This is a genomic window from Affinibrenneria salicis (genome assembly GCF_008710095.1).
This window is the reverse complement of the sequence record NZ_VYKJ01000018.1, coordinates 1-14,577: the sequence shown is the minus strand read 5'-3', so window position 1 is coordinate 14,577 and position 14,577 is coordinate 1. Positions and strand designations below refer to the sequence as shown.

The following is a 14,577-nucleotide window of genomic DNA, read 5'->3' as shown; positions in this document are numbered from 1 at the left end:
CTGTTTTTAATATGTCAGGGAAATGGAAATGTTGAGTTTTATCGGTCAGTTGATTGTTCTTATTATCGTCATCGCCGCGATGCTTTTTATTTTTGGTCTTTATGTCCGGGGATTGACTGCACTGTCGAAAAAAGCGATTCAACGTCAGTTGGCCTCCGGGAAAATGACCGATCAGCAGCTCACTAAGTTTTACCATATATATAAAAAGAGAAAGGATCAGCACCTGATGCCTATTTTAATGCACGGTATCTTTTATAAATCCTTTGTCAGAATGCAGCGTGATATTTATCAAATATACCGCGACGAAATGGAAAAAAGGCAGTTGCCGCTTTAAGCATAGTTCGGGTCGATGGTCATTGCCGCGTCGCCGTCCCGCGCGTTTATTCCGGCGCTGCGGCAATATTTAACTCAGGCGTCGGTTCAGGAGAGAGCTAATCGTGCAATGCTGGATCATACCCGGCGGGGCGTCAGATCATGGACGTCTGGCGAACATCGCGGCGCTCCCGCGAAGTCCGGTCTGAGCCGAGCCGGCGCTGATTGAGGGCCAGGTATGATTTCTACAGGTAAAAATCGTGTTGAAACCGGGTTAATATGTGGCTGGTTCACATGCCGCTGACTCCATGGACGAGGGATACCGGGTTGCAAGTGCAGATGCGTTTTTTTACAGGCCTGTTTGGGTTTGTTTTACTCTGGTCTGCGCCGGGACTGGCGCAGGCGCTTTCAACACCGGATCAAGCCCGCCAGGTGGTGGCCGGAGAATTGGCCGACAATCTCTTCTGTAAAGGATTTGGCGTCAATGCGCATGCCGATGAGCAAGGACGTAACGCCGTGCTCACGCTGGCGGGAGCGAGCATTCATTTCAAACACGAAGATGAAATGGATGAATTGTATAACAGCTACACTTATCGCTTTACGCCGCCTTTGGCGGTAAACGGCGTTCTTGTCCATTCTATCATGCAGTCGGTCGGCGAGGGCGGCGCGTTGTTCATCGCCGAAGCGGAAGGCGACAGTCAGGCGTTGGCCGCCCGAATTCAGGCCGTTCGCGTCGGCGATGACGAGGTTTTCGCCGCGGGGCTGCTGGACTGGGTTCAGTTTCACAAAACAATGGGTCGCGCAGAGTCGGGACGGGAAGCGGAATCCATGCCGGAAGACATAATTATTGGCGCCGACGCGTCACAGAAAAAGACCGGACGATTCAGCTTTGGCTGCAGTACGCCGATGGCTATGTGACCGATTTCGAAAAGCCGTTAATTTTCGTCGCAGGCAGACCATCCGCCGCATATCCCTGTCGCTCGCTGAAGTGTTCGGCGGAACGAGCGATAAATCGATGCCCGGCTGCTCTGCGGCCGTCGCGCGGGTCGGGGGCTGTGTATTCGCCGCCGCAACGCAAATAAAAAGAGGGCGGTGATGCCCTCTGAGCGTATCGGGTCGTCGCGGGTGAGCGAAGACCCGGGGTGACGTCCTTGTCTGTTTCCTGTCAGGGAATGGTGCGCCCTCAGCCTTCCGCCAGTTTCCTGTAGCGTTCCAGCCGTTCTTTGGCGTCTTGTTCTGTTTTGCTGAACAGCATATCGGCGATTTCCGGGTATTGTCGTTTCAGCGATGAATAGCGTACTTCGCCCATCAGGAATGACTGAAAATCTTCCTCCGGCTCGTCGGAATCGAGGACAAACGGATTTTTTCCGGTCTGCCGTTTCTGCGGGTTGTAGCGGTACAGATTCCAGTAGCCGGCGTCCACCGCACGTTTTACCTCTCTCTGACTGCACCCCATACCGGCGCGAAGGCCGTGGTTGATGCAGGCGGCGTAGGCGATAATCAGCGAAGGGCCGGGCCAGGCTTCCGCTTCGGCGATCGCCCGCAGGGTCTGATTTTTATCGGCGCCCATCGCCACCTGGGCGACATAGACGTAGCCATAGCTCATCGCCATCATGCCCAGATCTTTTTTCCGCGTTCTTTTGCCTTCCGCGGCGAATTTCGCCATGGCCGCCGCCGGAGTGGATTTGGACGACTGCCCGCCGGTGTTGGAGTAGACTTCGGTATCGAATACCAGCACGTTGATATCCTCGCCGGAGGCCAGCACGTGGTCCAGCCCGCCGTAGCCGATGTCGTAGGCCCAACCGTCGCCGCCGAAAATCCACTGCGAGCGTTTGGTCAGGTAGTCGCGGTTCTGGTAGATGCGGTTGAGCAGCGGCTGTTCGCCTTTCTCCCGCGCCAGCTGCGCGATCAAGCTATCGGCGCGCCGGCGGGTGTTTTCGCCGCTGTCTTTCAGCTCCAGCCACAGATTGAGCGCATCGCTCAGCGACTGGCTGAGCGGCAGCGACAGCGCGGCGGCGACGTCGCCGGCCACCTGATCCCGGATCGCCTTGCTGCCGAGCAACATCCCGAGGCCGAATTCCGCGTTATCTTCAAACAGCGAGTTGGCCCAGGCCGGTCCCTGGCCCTTGTGGTTGGTGGTGTAGGGGATAGACGGCGCGCTGGCGCCCCAGATGGACGAACAACCGGTAGCGTTGGCGATCAGCATCCGGTCGCCGAACAGCTGGGTGATCAGGCGCGCATAGGGTGTTTCGCCGCAGCCGGCGCAGGCGCCGGAAAACTCCAGCAGCGGCTGCTCAAACTGGCTGCCTTTGACGGTGGTTTTGTTGAACGGATGACTTTTCGGCGTCAGGCCGAGCGCATACTCCCATAGCCCGATTTGCAGCCGCTGGGACTCCAGCGGCTGCATATTCAGCGCCTTGCCCCTGGACGGACAGATATCCACGCAGTTGCCGCAGCCGGAGCAGTCCAGCGGCGATACCGACAAATGGTAGTAGAAGGTTTTCGCGCCTTTGGCGGGCTGCGCCGTCAGACCGTCCGGCGCAGCCCGCCACTCTTGCTCGTCCAGCAGCGCCGGGCGAATCGCGGCGTGCGGGCAGATAAACGCGCACTGGTTGCACTGGGTGCAGCCTTCCGCCCGCCACTCCGGCACGTTGATGGCGATGCCGCGTTTTTCGAAGGCGGCGGTGCCCGGCGGAAAGGTGCCGTCCTCCATGCCGCTGAAGGCGCTCACCGGCAGGTTGTCGCCTTCCTGACGGTTCATCGGCTCCAGGATCTGACGGATAAAGTCAGGTACCGGAGGCCGATCGCGCGGGGCGTCGCTCTGGCTTTTCCAGTGCGCCGGAATGTCGATCCGCACCGGCGCCAGCATGCCCTGGTCGATGGCGCTGTTGTTCATTTCGACCACTTTAGGCCCTTTTTTGCCGTAGGACTTCAGCACCGCATCCTTCAGATAACCCGCGGCCGTTGCGGCCGGAATAATATCGGTCAGCTTAAAAAAAGCCGCCTGCATTATCATATTAAAGCGGCCGCCCAGACCGAGCTGCCGGGCAATGTCGACCGCGTTGACGATGTAAAAACGGATATCGTTGCCGGCGAGATAGCGCTTCATCGACGCCGGCAGCTTGTCTTCCAGCTCCGCCGGCTCCCAGCTGCAGTTGAGCAGAAATGTGCCGCCCGGCGCCAGTCCGGCCAGCAGATCGTATTTGTCCACATAGGATTGCTGCGAGCAGGAGATGAAGTTCGCCTTCTGGATCAGGTACGGCGCGGTGATCGGTTTCGGCCCGAAGCGCAGGTGAGAAACGGTAATGCCGCCGGATTTTTTCGAATCATAGGAAAAGTAGGCCTGGGCATACATCGGCGTCTGGTCGCCGATGATTTTTATCGCGCTCTTGTTGGCGCCGACCGTGCCGTCCGAGCCCAGCCCCCAGAATTTACAGGCGGAGGTGCCGGTCGGCGAGGTATCGATATCGACGCCGGGCCGCGGCAGCGAGGTGTGGGTAATATCATCCAGGATACCGAGGGTAAAGCCATCTTTCGGCGTCGCCAGGTTCAGATTATCAAACACCGAGACGATATGGGCCGGGAAGATGTCTTTGCCGCCCAGCCCGTAGCGCCCGCCGACGATCAGCGGCCGTCGTTCGCGACTGTAATAAGCGTTTTTGACGTCCAGATAGAGCGGTTCGCCGTGCGCGCCCGGTTCTTTGGTGCGATCCAGCACGGCGATTTTACTGACCGACGGCGGAATCGCTGCAAAGAAGTGGCGCAGCGAAAACGGCCGGTAGAGATGCACCGTCAGCAGCCCCACTTTTTCTCCGCGCCGGTTGAGGTAATCCACCGTTTCCTGCGCGGTTTCGCACACCGACCCCATGGCGACGATCAGCCGTTCGGCGTCGGGCGCGCCGTGATAGTTAAACAGATGGTACTCACGGCCGGTCAGCCGGCTGATTTGCGCCATAGCGTGCTCGACCAGATCCGGCAGCGCGTCATAAAACGGGTTAACCGCCTCCCGCTCCTGAAAGTAGATGTCGGGATTCTGCGCCGTGCCGCGCACCACAGGATGGTCCGGGTGCAGCGCGTGGCGGCGAAAACGGTCCAGCGCCGGCCAGTCGAGCAATTCGCCCAGTTCATCGTATTCCAGCAGCTCGATTTTCTGGATCTCATGCGAAGTGCGAAAACCGTCAAAAAAGTTAATAAAGGGCACGCGGCCTTTAATCGCCGTCAGATGCGCCACGGCCGAGAGATCCATCACCTGCTGGACGCTGCTTTCGGCCAGCATGGCGCAGCCGGTCTGCCGCACCGCCATCACGTCCTGGTGATCGCCAAAGATATTCAGCGAACTGGTGGCCAGCGCGCGGGCGCTGACGTGAAACACCCCCGGCAGCAGCTCGCCGGCGATTTTGTACAGGTTGGGGATCATCAGCAGCAATCCCTGCGAGGCGGTATATGTCGTGGTGAGCGCGCCGACCTGCAGCGAACCGTGCACCGCGCCGGCGGCGCCGGATTCAGACTGCATTTCCACCATTTTCACCGGCTGACCGAACAGATTTCTTTTCCCCTGGGCGGCCCATTCGTCTACGTTTTCGGCCATTGGGGTGGACGGAGTGATGGGATAGATCGCCGCCACTTCGGTAAAGGCGTAGGAAATATATGCGGCGGCGGCATTGCCATCCATTGTTTTCATCTTTCTTGCCATTTGTGGATCCTCTTTGCAGTGTGCTGACGCCTTGTGCGGCTACACGGCGCGCTGCGCCACGCGTCCGGCAGACGCCAGGGTCTTGCCCGTTAGCTAAGCACAGCCTGTGCCATCTCCTGACGAGAGAAATACAAGTTTATTTTTTAATGGGTTAGGGATGGTTGCGCGTCGGCGGCGCAGAAAATACGCGTGCGGGATTGAATGGAATAAGACACGGACTGCGACATCCTGTCAGCCTGTTAACAAAGTGTCGGCGGGCGGCGACGGCTGAAATAACGCGAGGCGCGGCGATGACAAGAATGAAGCCGCCCGCACTGCCAGCGCGTCGCGGAAGATGAATGGCATGTTTAGCCTTTAAGGCGCCCTGCGTCGCGCGGGGCCGGCCTGCCCCGTGCGCGTCGGACCCTGCTCCGCCGCCGCTTGTCAGGATTGTTCACTTTCCAACAATTGGTTTGCCGATTGTCCAGTGTTGAACCCGAATCGATCGCATCTTATGAAATCATATCTTTTAAAATCAATCTATTAACTATTTAACGCCGGCTGGTACATTCCCTGCAACTCTCCTGCGGCAACGCTTATCAACCGTACAGGAGAAATCATTATGGCAATGCGTCAAAGCGCCATCTATGGCAAGGGCGGTATCGGTAAATCCACCACCACGCAGAATCTGGTCGCCGCGCTGGCGGAAATGAAGAAGAAAGTCATGATCGTCGGCTGTGATCCTAAGGCCGACTCCACCCGTTTGATCCTGCACGCCAAAGCGCAGAACACCATTATGGAGATGGCGGCCGAAGTCGGTTCGGTTGAAGATCTGGAACTGGAGGATGTGCTGCAGATCGGCTACGGCGGCGTGCGCTGCGCCGAGTCCGGCGGGCCGGAGCCGGGCGTCGGCTGCGCGGGGCGCGGCGTGATCACCGCCATTAATTTCCTTGAGGAAGAGGGCGCCTATGAAGGCGATCTCGACTTCGTGTTCTACGACGTGCTGGGCGATGTGGTGTGCGGCGGCTTCGCCATGCCGATCCGCGAAAACAAGGCGCAGGAGATCTACATCGTCTGTTCGGGAGAGATGATGGCGATGTACGCCGCCAACAACATCTGTAAAGGGATCGTCAAATACGCCAAATCCGGCAAGGTGCGGCTGGGCGGCCTGATCTGCAATTCGCGTCAGACCGATCGGGAAGACGAGCTGATCATGGCGCTGGCGGAAAAGCTCGGCACGCAGATGCTCCACTTTATTCCGCGCGACAACATCGTGCAGCGCGCCGAAATCCGCCGCATGACGGTGATTGAATACGATCCCGACTGTAAGCAGGCCGATGAATATCGCACCCTGGCCAGCAAAATCGTCAACAACACCATGATGGTGGTGCCGACGCCGGTGACGATGGATGAACTGGAGGCGCTGCTGATGGAATTCGGCATTCTGGAAGAAGAAGACACCAGCATTATCGGTAAAACGGCGGCGGAAGAGGGTGCCGTCTGATCAATAACCCGCGTGTACAGGCAGCGGCGGGCTATTGCAGCCCGTGTCTGGCGAATGAAGAAGGTATCGAGCATGACAAATGCAACGAGTGAACGCAATCAGGCGATTATTCAGGAAGTGCTGGAAGTGTTCCCTGATAAAGCGCGTAAAGATCGGACAAAGCATATGATGGTCAGCGATCCGGCGCTGGCGGGGGTGGGGAAATGCATTACCTCCAATCGTAAATCGCAGCCGGGCGTGATGACGGTGCGCGGCTGCGCCTATGCCGGCTCCAAAGGCGTGGTGTTCGGGCCGATTAAGGATATGGCGCATATTTCCCACGGGCCGATCGGCTGCGGTCAATATTCGCGCGCCGGACGCCGCAACTATTACACCGGCATGAGCGGTATTAACAGTTTCGGCACCGTCAATTTCACCTCCGATTTTCAGGAACGCGACATTGTATTCGGCGGCGATAAAAAGCTCGCCAGACTGATTGAGGAACTGGAACTGCTGTTCCCGCTGACCAAAGGCATCACCGTACAGTCCGAATGCCCGGTCGGCCTGATTGGCGACGATATTTCCGCCGTGGCCAACGCCAGCCGCAAGGCGATCGGTAAACCGGTGGTGCCGGTGCGCTGCGAGGGCTTTCGCGGGGTATCGCAGTCGCTCGGTCACCATATCGCCAACGACGTAATCCGCGACTGGGTGCTGGATAACCGCGCAGGCAAAGCGTTCGAGTCCACGCCGTACGATGTGGCGATCATCGGCGACTACAACATCGGCGGCGACGCCTGGGCCTCGCGCATTCTGCTGGAGCAGATGGGGCTGCGGGTGGTGGCGCAGTGGTCCGGCGACGGCACGCTGGTGGAAATGGAAAACACGCCGAACGTGAAGCTCAATCTGGTGCACTGCTACCGTTCGATGAACTATATCTCGCGCCACATGGAAGAAAAGCACGGTATTCCGTGGCTGGAATACAACTTCTTCGGACCGACCAAAACGGCCGAGTCGCTGCGCAAAATCGCCGCGCTGTTCGATGAGCGTATTCAACAGAATGCCGAAGCGGTGATCGCCAGATACCAGGCGCAGACCGACGCGGTGATCGCCAAATACCGGCCGCGGCTGGAGGGCCGCAAGGTGATGCTGTATCTCGGCGGTCTGCGTCCGCGTCACGTGATTGGCGCTTACGAAGATCTGGGCATGGAGATCATCGGCACCGGCTATGAGTTCGCCCATAACGATGATTATGACCGTACGCTGCCGGAGCTGAAGGAGGGCACGCTGTTGTTCGACGATGCCAGCAGCTACGAGCTGGAGGCCCTGGTTAAGGCGCTCAAACCCGATCTGATCGGCTCCGGCATCAAAGAGAAATACATCTTCCAGAAGATGGGGGTGCCGTTTCGCCAGATGCACTCCTGGGATTACTCCGGTCCTTATCACGGTTACGACGGCTTCGCCATCTTCGCCCGCGATATGGATATGACCCTCAACAATCCCTGCTGGCGCGAACTGACCGCCCCCTGGCTGAAATCCGCCTGATTTACGCCCTGATTAGCCCGTCAGTCCACCGATTTGTGGCGCGGGAGGAGAAAAAACATGAGTCAAACCGCTGAAAAGATCCAGCCCTGCTACCCTCTGTTTGAGCAGGACGAATACCAGACGCTGTTTCACGATAAACGCGGTCTGGAAGAAGCGCATGAGGAACAACGCGTACGCGAGGTATTCGAGTGGACCACCACCGAAGAGTATAAAGAGCTGAATTTCAAACGCGAGGCGTTAACCGTCGATCCGGCGAAAGCCTGTCAGCCGCTGGGCGCGGTGCTGTGCTCGCTCGGCTTCGCCAATACGTTGCCCTATGTACACGGTTCGCAGGGCTGCGTGGCCTATTTCCGCACCTACTTTAACCGTCATTTCAAGGAGCCGGTGGCTTGCGTCTCCGATTCGATGACGGAAGACGCCGCCGTGTTTGGCGGCAACAACAATATGAACAGCGGTTTGCAGAACGCCAGCGCGTTGTATAAGCCGGAAATTATCGGCGTCGCGACCACCTGCATGGCGGAAGTGATCGGCGACGATCTGCAGGCGTTTATCGCCAATGCCAAAAAAGACGGCTTTGTCGACGCCGATATGCCGATTCCCTACGCCCATACGCCGAGCTTTATCGGCAGTCACGTCACCGGCTGGGACAATATGTTCGAAGGCTTCGCCCGCACCTTTACCGGCGGCGAGGGAAAGACATTTCAGCCCGGCAGCCTGCCGCGTCTGAACGTGGTCACCGGCTTTGAAACCTATCTCGGCAATTTCCGCGTGATTAAGCGCATGATGGCGCAGATGGATGTGCCGTGCAGTATTCTGTCCGACCCGTCGGAGGTGCTGGATACGCCGGCGGACGGCCATTACCGTATGTACGCCGGCGGCACCCCCCAGCAGGCGATGCGCGAGGCGCCGAACGCCATCGATACGCTGTTGCTGCAGCCCTGGCACCTGACTAAAACCAAAAAGCTGGTGCGCGACGACTGGCAGCAGCCGGCCACCGAGGTTACGGTGCCGATCGGCCTGGCGGCGACGGATAAGCTGTTGATGACTATCAGCCAGCTGACCGGCAAGCCGATCGCCGACGAACTGACGCTGGAGCGCGGACGGCTGGTGGACATGATGCTCGATTCGCATACCTGGCTGCACGGCAAGCGCTTCGGGCTGTACGGCGATCCGGATTTTGTCATGGGGCTGACGCAGTTCCTGCTGGAGCTGGGCTGCGAGCCGACGGTGGTCCTGTGTCACAACGGCAGTAAGCGCTGGCTGAAGGCGATGAAGAAAATACTGGCGGATTCGCCGTACGGCCAGCAGAGCGAGGTTTATGTCGGCTGCGATCTGTGGCACTTCCGCTCGCTGATGTTCACCAACCGGCCGGATTTTATGATCGGCAACTCGTACGGCAAGTTTATCCAGCGCGACACGCTGGCCAAAGGCGAGCAGTTTGAAGTGCCGCTGATCCGTCTCGGTTTCCCGCTGTTCGATCGTCACCATCTGCACCGGCAGACTACCTGGGGCTACGAAGGCGCGATGTCGATCCTGACCACGCTGGTCAATGCGGTGCTGGAGAAACTGGATCGCGACACCATGAAGCTGGGCAAGACCGATTACGGTTTTGACCTTGTTCGCTAACCCTGCGCGCCCTATGGGGCGCGCTACTGGCCCGGTCGCTGGCGGCCGGGGGGTGAGGAGGCGGCCATGCCCATGGTGATTTTTCGTCAGCGTGACGATCAGCTTTATTGCTATATCGCGAAACAAGACCTGGAGGCCCGGGTGACCGGCGTGGAGTTCGATCGGCCGGATCGCTGGGGCGGCCGGATTGAGCTGGAGGGCGGCCGCCGTTGGTACGTCGATCCGCAGGCCAGCCGGCCGTTATTTCCAGTCAGTCTGCGCGCCTCGCGCTCTGAACGCTGACGGCGAAGGAGAAGAGGATGATAACGAAATACGATGTGCTGTTCTGGCGGCTGTTCGCACTGATCCAGTGTCTGCCGGAGCTGTCGCCGGCGCAATTGCTGAACTGGCTCAGCCAGGGGGACGACGCGGGGCTGGATCTGGCCCACGTGCAGTCGCTGACGCTGGCCCGGCTGGAGCCGCGTTTTCCCGGCGACGCGTCGGCCATGACCGTTGGTCGCTGGCAGCAGGTGATGGCCTGTCTGAACGGCGAGTTGCCCGATCATTTAACCGTTGCGCCGGTCATGCCGCCGCACCAACTGCTGGCGGCGTTCGCTTCGCAGGACGGGCTGGCGGTTAACGGCCATTTCGGCCAGTGCCGGCTATTTTTTATTTACGCGTTCGATGCCGCGGGGTCGTGGCTGTATGCGCTGCGCCGCTACCCGGCGGCGTATCGCGCGCAGGAGGGTAATGAGGCGCGTGCGCGCCTGCTGAATGATTGTCACCTGTTGTTTTGCGAGACGATTGGCGGCCCGGCCGCCGCGCGCATTATCCGTCACAATATTCACCCGGTGAAAGTGACGCCCGGCGTCACCATCGCTTCACAGCGCGAGGCGTTGCAAAAACTGCTGGCGGGGCGCCTGCCGCCGTGGCTGGCGAAACGGCTAAATAAGGATAATCCACTGGCGGCGCGGGCGTTTTGACGCGGCGGGAAGGGGCGCTGCGGACGATGCCGCACGCCAAACGGTCAGAACGAGGACGACAGCGCGCATGAGGGCGCGCTGAGGGGCTGGGCGGTCGGCGCTCAAGGCCGGACCCGGCAAACTATTATTGCTTACCGCAGCCGGCCGGTCGGTTGATCGCGCCGATCAGTCTGCTGTAATCCAGTTCAAACCGCTGTTGATCCGTTCTGATGTTTTGACGGATACTGAATTCCAATACGCGTTTAGCCACCTCGTTGGTGCCCTCGATCGCATATCCCCCTTTCTGCGCTTTGTTTATGGCGTTCCGTCCATTGGCGACCAGTTCGTTAATCTCGCTTTTAGCCGCCGGACAGCCTTGCGTCAGCCCGGCTAGCTTATCGATATTTTCTTTGAAGTCGTTATTAATCTCTTTGTCTGGCGTATTTGCATATAAGGCTTCATAGAATTTATGGGCGTCCACCGTTACCTGCCTCGAGTAAAGCGCGACGGCGGCTCGATAGTATTCCGGCGAGTCCTTATCGGCTTTTTCCATGGTTGTCCGCAGGTTTTCCTCGTTGCGTTTTTCTATCGCATCGGTGAATTTATTTTGGGCGTTGATCAGCTCGGTCATAAGCGCAACATATTCTTTTTCTTTAGCCCGGGCTTTTTCGCCCTTATCGGCCAGCATGCCTTTAGCATCGACATAATCGCCAAGCTCGGTAATCAGCGGCTGAATATTATGCAGCGCGCTGGAAAACGCTTTGGCCGGCGCGTCCAGATCGTCCATGACGGGCGACATGGCTGCCGCTTTGTCTATATCGTCGCTCATTCTGGTAATGTCTGTGGCGCCGATGACTCTATAGCCTTCATAGTCTTCTTTTTTGGCGTCGTTCTGCATATAGTCGATATGATTTTCTAATTCAGAGGCTAAATCGTCGCGGAACGCGTTGGCGGTATCAATATAGGCGTTATATTTTGCGATTTCCCGCTGTTGGACGAGTTGCTGTTCGGTTTGTTCGTTTTTTGCGCTATTATCGCCGCTGTTATCGCACCCGGTAATGAACAGGGCGGAGGCAATGGCTACCGCAGATGCCAGAAGTGCACTCTTTTTCTTAAGTCCCATTTTTATTTCCATTTTGCTTATCTGATAAAGTTAACGTTGTTGACACCACACTCTGCTGCCGCGGCATTTTAATAGTTTTTGCTTTAGCCAGCGAGCTTAAATTGTTATCGGCAAGGAAGGGCCGCGCGCGCGGCAATATTTTGCTTAAGTTCGCCCGCTATAGCGATTAGCGGGCATGAGGCAGCGTGCCGCCGCCGTTTCTGCGTGAATATAGCTGACCGGCAAGCAACAACAGCACCACAAGGTTGGAAACGAAAATCGTCAGTAAATATAAAAAGTCGCTGCTTACGCCATTGAAAAAATAAACCACCGACAGCGCGGAGCCGACGGTGCCGATTAACCAGGTCAGCAGCGATTCGGAGGCGGGAATATGCAGCAGTTTTTTGAGCGTCAGTCCGGTGCCGGCTAAATCGATAGCGATATTGAGATAGATCGCCAGTTCCGCCTGACCGGTGATCAGCCAGAGCGCAATACTGCCGCCGACGGCAAACAGAATCGTCCGCTCGGTTTTATCCGGCCTGAACGCCAGGCCGCGGACGACACCCCATGCGATAATCACCAGTTGGCAGAGCAGACTTAATCCGCAGGCGATCAGAATGCTGTAGTGCCCCAGCGAGACGGAGGCGATGATCGTCACGATCAGCGAAAGCGCGAAACAGAGCCAGCCGCTGACGGAAGGCTGAACGCGTCGTCTGCCGAGCGCGATAAAATAGGGAATATACTGAGCAAAGCTCAGCAACATGATCGTTGCTTCCATCCTGTACCTTTTATTATTTATTGCTAAGCGCACGGGCTTATTATCCGGCCCGCCGGCCGCGCGGTAAATCCGTTTTCGACCGTGCGCTTATCCCGGCCCGCCGCGACCGCTCCAGCGATGCCGTTTACCCTGGCGGTCGCAGTATTCAGGCCATCAAACCCGATTCCGCATGGCGGCGCAACAGAAACAGCAGCTGCATTATAATGGTGCAAAGTGGTCTTTTTTGGTGCACCTGGGGCATGGCAGGACAACACTCTTTAATCTGTCTTAACTGTTAAGTTCTGCATGTGGTTTTTATTTTGTTCCTGTAATCTCGTTTTTTTTAGATGAAAATTTTTATTTTTTATCAAACAAACTTACTGGCGTGCTTTATGCCTTAATTAAATTGGCATCATGTGATGCCAATAAACAAGGAGCGCATTTTGTCCAGACAGCCTGACCACTGCAGCCCGCTTGAGTATTCTCAGCAGGCATTAAAATGGATTATGAGTGATACCCTGTCTCAGGAAGATGTTGCAGCGTTGAACCAGGAAACGCTCGATGCTTTCCGCGAGTATGTCAATCCTGGATTTCTGGAGTACAGGAAATCCGTCACCTCCGGCGGCAGCTACGGCGCCGTTGAATGGCGGGCCAATAGCCCGAACACGTTATTAGATACGCAGGGCAACGAATATCTTGATTGCCTGGGCGGTTACGGCATCTTTAGCGTCGGCCACCGCAACCCGTCGGTGCTGGCGGCGGTTGAAAAGCAACTCTCCAAACAGCCGCTGCACAGCCAGGAATTGCTGGATCCGCTGCGCGCCATGCTGGCTAAAACGCTGGCGGCCATTACTCCCGGCAAACTGAAATACAGCTTCTTTGGCAACAGCGGCACTGAATCAGTCGAAGCCGCGCTGAAATTAGCCAAAGCGTACCAGTCTCCGCGCGGCAAGTTTAGTTTTATCGCCACGAACGGCGCGTTCCACGGCAAGTCCATGGGATCGCTGTCGGCTACCGCCAAACCGGCGTTTCGTAAGCCTTTCATGCCATTGCTACCGGGATTTCACCATGTGCCTTTTGGTGATATCGCAGCAATGTGGGAGCAGGTTAAGCAATGTCATGAAAGTGGCGAAGGGATCGCTGCGGTGATTCTTGAACCGATCCAGGGCGAGGGCGGCGTGATTGTGCCGCCGGAGCAATATCTGCCGGCGGTGCGCGCGCTGTGCGACGAAATCGGCGCGCTGTTGATTCTGGATGAAGTGCAAACCGGCATGGGGCGCACCGGCAAGATGTTCGCCTGCGAGCACTATGGCGTTGAGCCGGATATCCTGTGCCTTGCGAAAGCGCTGGGCGGCGGCGTAATGCCCATCGGCGCGACGGTGGCCACCGAAGAGGTGTTTTCCGTACTGTTCGAAAACCCGTTCCTGCACACCACCACTTTCGGCGGCAACCCGCTGGCCTGCGCCGCGGCGCTGGCGACGGTGAACGTGTTGTTGAGCGAAAAACTGCCCGACAGGGCCGCGCAAAACGGCGCGTTCCTGCTGAACGGCCTGAAAAAACGGGTCGCCGGTTATTCTGAACTGGTGGTGGAGGCCCGCGGTCTGGGGCTGCTGCAGTCGATCGAGTTCCGGCAAAACGAAATCGGCTATGATTTCGCCAGCGAGCTGTTCCGCCAGGGCATCCTGGTGGCCGGTACGCTGAACAACTCGAAAACGGTGCGTATTGAGCCGCCGCTGACCATCACCCGCGAGCAGTGCGGTCAGGTATTGGCGACGGTTGAACAGGTGTTGGCCGGTCTGCGCAATAAATGGGGTAAGGGCGCGAAGTCCAAATCCGTTTCCGCCTCCGCCGATAACGCGATGGCGCTGTAAGTCAAACCGCCGGTAATATCACAAAACGTCAAAGCCAGTTCGATATGCGAACTGGCTTTTTTGTCTATAGAAAACCCCCAGCTAGGCTGGGGGTTCCGTAAAGCTTTCAGCTATAAGTCGGTTATAAAAACCCCTTTCGATTTGTTAAAACACCTTGCGGTCTGGCAACTGCAAAAGTTAAACAAAAATTGAAAGGGGGTCCCAATGGGGGACGAAAAGAGCTTAGCGCACACCCGATGGAACTGTAAATATCACATAGTATTTGCGCCGA

Annotated in this window: 11 protein-coding genes and 1 pseudogene; 9 read left to right on the top strand and 3 right to left on the bottom strand. The window is 57.5% G+C overall.

Annotated elements, in window-relative coordinates:
- Positions 1–28: 28 nt before the first annotated feature.
- Positions 29–334 (top strand): hypothetical protein, encoded by a 306-nt coding sequence (locus FJU30_RS23850; RefSeq protein WP_150437458.1) that lies wholly within the window; start codon positions 29–31, stop codon positions 332–334.
- 272 nt (positions 335–606) lie between these two features.
- Positions 607–1,230, top strand: a complete 624-nt coding sequence (locus FJU30_RS23845) for a hypothetical protein (protein ID WP_223881689.1) — start codon at positions 607–609, stop codon at positions 1,228–1,230.
- A 265-nt stretch (positions 1,231–1,495) separates the two neighbouring features.
- Here the strand turns inward: FJU30_RS23845 and nifJ are convergent, their stop codons facing one another.
- Positions 1,496–5,005, bottom strand: a complete 3,510-nt coding sequence (nifJ, locus tag FJU30_RS23840) for a pyruvate:ferredoxin (flavodoxin) oxidoreductase (protein WP_150437456.1) — start codon at positions 5,003–5,005, stop codon at positions 1,496–1,498.
- Positions 5,006–5,606: 601 nt separating this feature from the next.
- On the opposite strand from nifJ, the gene nifH reads away from it, so the two are divergent.
- From nifH to FJU30_RS23815, 5 genes are all read left to right on the top strand, one after another.
- Entirely contained in the window at positions 5,607–6,488 is an 882-nt protein-coding gene (gene nifH, locus FJU30_RS23835) for a nitrogenase iron protein (RefSeq protein ID WP_150437455.1), read from the top strand.
- A gap of 72 nt (positions 6,489–6,560) precedes the next feature.
- A complete protein-coding gene (gene nifD, locus FJU30_RS23830; RefSeq protein WP_150437454.1) occupies positions 6,561–8,009 on the top strand; it encodes a nitrogenase molybdenum-iron protein alpha chain in 1,449 nt (482 codons plus the stop codon).
- A 57-nt stretch (positions 8,010–8,066) separates the two neighbouring features.
- A complete protein-coding gene (gene nifK, locus FJU30_RS23825; RefSeq protein WP_150437453.1) occupies positions 8,067–9,635 on the top strand; it encodes a nitrogenase molybdenum-iron protein subunit beta in 1,569 nt (522 codons plus the stop codon).
- Between the two features lie 66 nt (positions 9,636–9,701).
- Positions 9,702–9,917 (top strand): putative nitrogen fixation protein NifT, encoded by a 216-nt coding sequence (gene nifT, locus FJU30_RS23820; protein ID WP_150437452.1) that lies wholly within the window; start codon positions 9,702–9,704, stop codon positions 9,915–9,917.
- Between the two features lie 20 nt (positions 9,918–9,937).
- A complete protein-coding gene (locus FJU30_RS23815; protein WP_150437504.1) occupies positions 9,938–10,597 on the top strand; it encodes a NifB/NifX family molybdenum-iron cluster-binding protein in 660 nt (219 codons plus the stop codon).
- 124 nt (positions 10,598–10,721) lie between these two features.
- Here the strand turns inward: FJU30_RS23815 and FJU30_RS23810 are convergent, their stop codons facing one another.
- Both FJU30_RS23810 and FJU30_RS23805 read right to left on the bottom strand, forming a co-directional pair.
- The gene (locus FJU30_RS23810; RefSeq protein WP_191091679.1) at positions 10,722–11,699 is read right to left on the bottom strand and encodes a DUF3829 domain-containing protein; all 978 of its coding nucleotides are present in this window, start codon (positions 11,697–11,699) and stop codon (positions 10,722–10,724) included.
- A gap of 166 nt (positions 11,700–11,865) precedes the next feature.
- Complete coding sequence (locus FJU30_RS23805) at positions 11,866–12,456, bottom strand: hypothetical protein (RefSeq protein ID WP_150437450.1); 591 nt, start codon at positions 12,454–12,456, stop codon at positions 11,866–11,868.
- Between the two features lie 422 nt (positions 12,457–12,878).
- On the opposite strand from FJU30_RS23805, the gene ygjG reads away from it, so the two are divergent.
- On the top strand, positions 12,879–14,306 hold the full coding sequence (ygjG, locus tag FJU30_RS23800) for a putrescine aminotransferase (protein ID WP_223881688.1): 1,428 nt from the start codon (positions 12,879–12,881) through the stop codon (positions 14,304–14,306).
- Between the two features lie 204 nt (positions 14,307–14,510).
- A pseudogene (locus tag FJU30_RS23795) lies at positions 14,511–14,577 on the top strand (IS200/IS605 family transposase); the annotation flags it as partial.

Bases quoted from the DNA above. Each gene is read 5' to 3' on its own strand.
- FJU30_RS23850 (WP_150437458.1), top strand. From the start codon at position 29: ATGTTGAGTTTTATCGGTCAGTTGATTGTTCTTATTATCGTCATCGCC.
- FJU30_RS23845 (WP_223881689.1), top strand. From the start codon at position 607: ATGCCGCTGACTCCATGGACGAGGGATACCGGGTTGCAAGTGCAGATG.
- nifH (WP_150437455.1), top strand. From the start codon at position 5,607: ATGGCAATGCGTCAAAGCGCCATCTATGGCAAGGGCGGTATCGGTAAA.
- FJU30_RS23805 (WP_150437450.1), bottom strand. From the start codon at position 12,456: ATGGAAGCAACGATCATGTTGCTGAGCTTTGCTCAGTATATTCCCTAT.
- nifT (WP_150437452.1), top strand. From the start codon at position 9,702: ATGCCCATGGTGATTTTTCGTCAGCGTGACGATCAGCTTTATTGCTAT.
- nifK (WP_150437453.1), top strand. From the start codon at position 8,067: ATGAGTCAAACCGCTGAAAAGATCCAGCCCTGCTACCCTCTGTTTGAG.
- nifJ (WP_150437456.1), bottom strand. From the start codon at position 5,005: ATGGCAAGAAAGATGAAAACAATGGATGGCAATGCCGCCGCCGCATAT.
- FJU30_RS23810 (WP_191091679.1), bottom strand. From the start codon at position 11,699: ATGGGACTTAAGAAAAAGAGTGCACTTCTGGCATCTGCGGTAGCCATT.
- nifD (WP_150437454.1), top strand. From the start codon at position 6,561: ATGACAAATGCAACGAGTGAACGCAATCAGGCGATTATTCAGGAAGTG.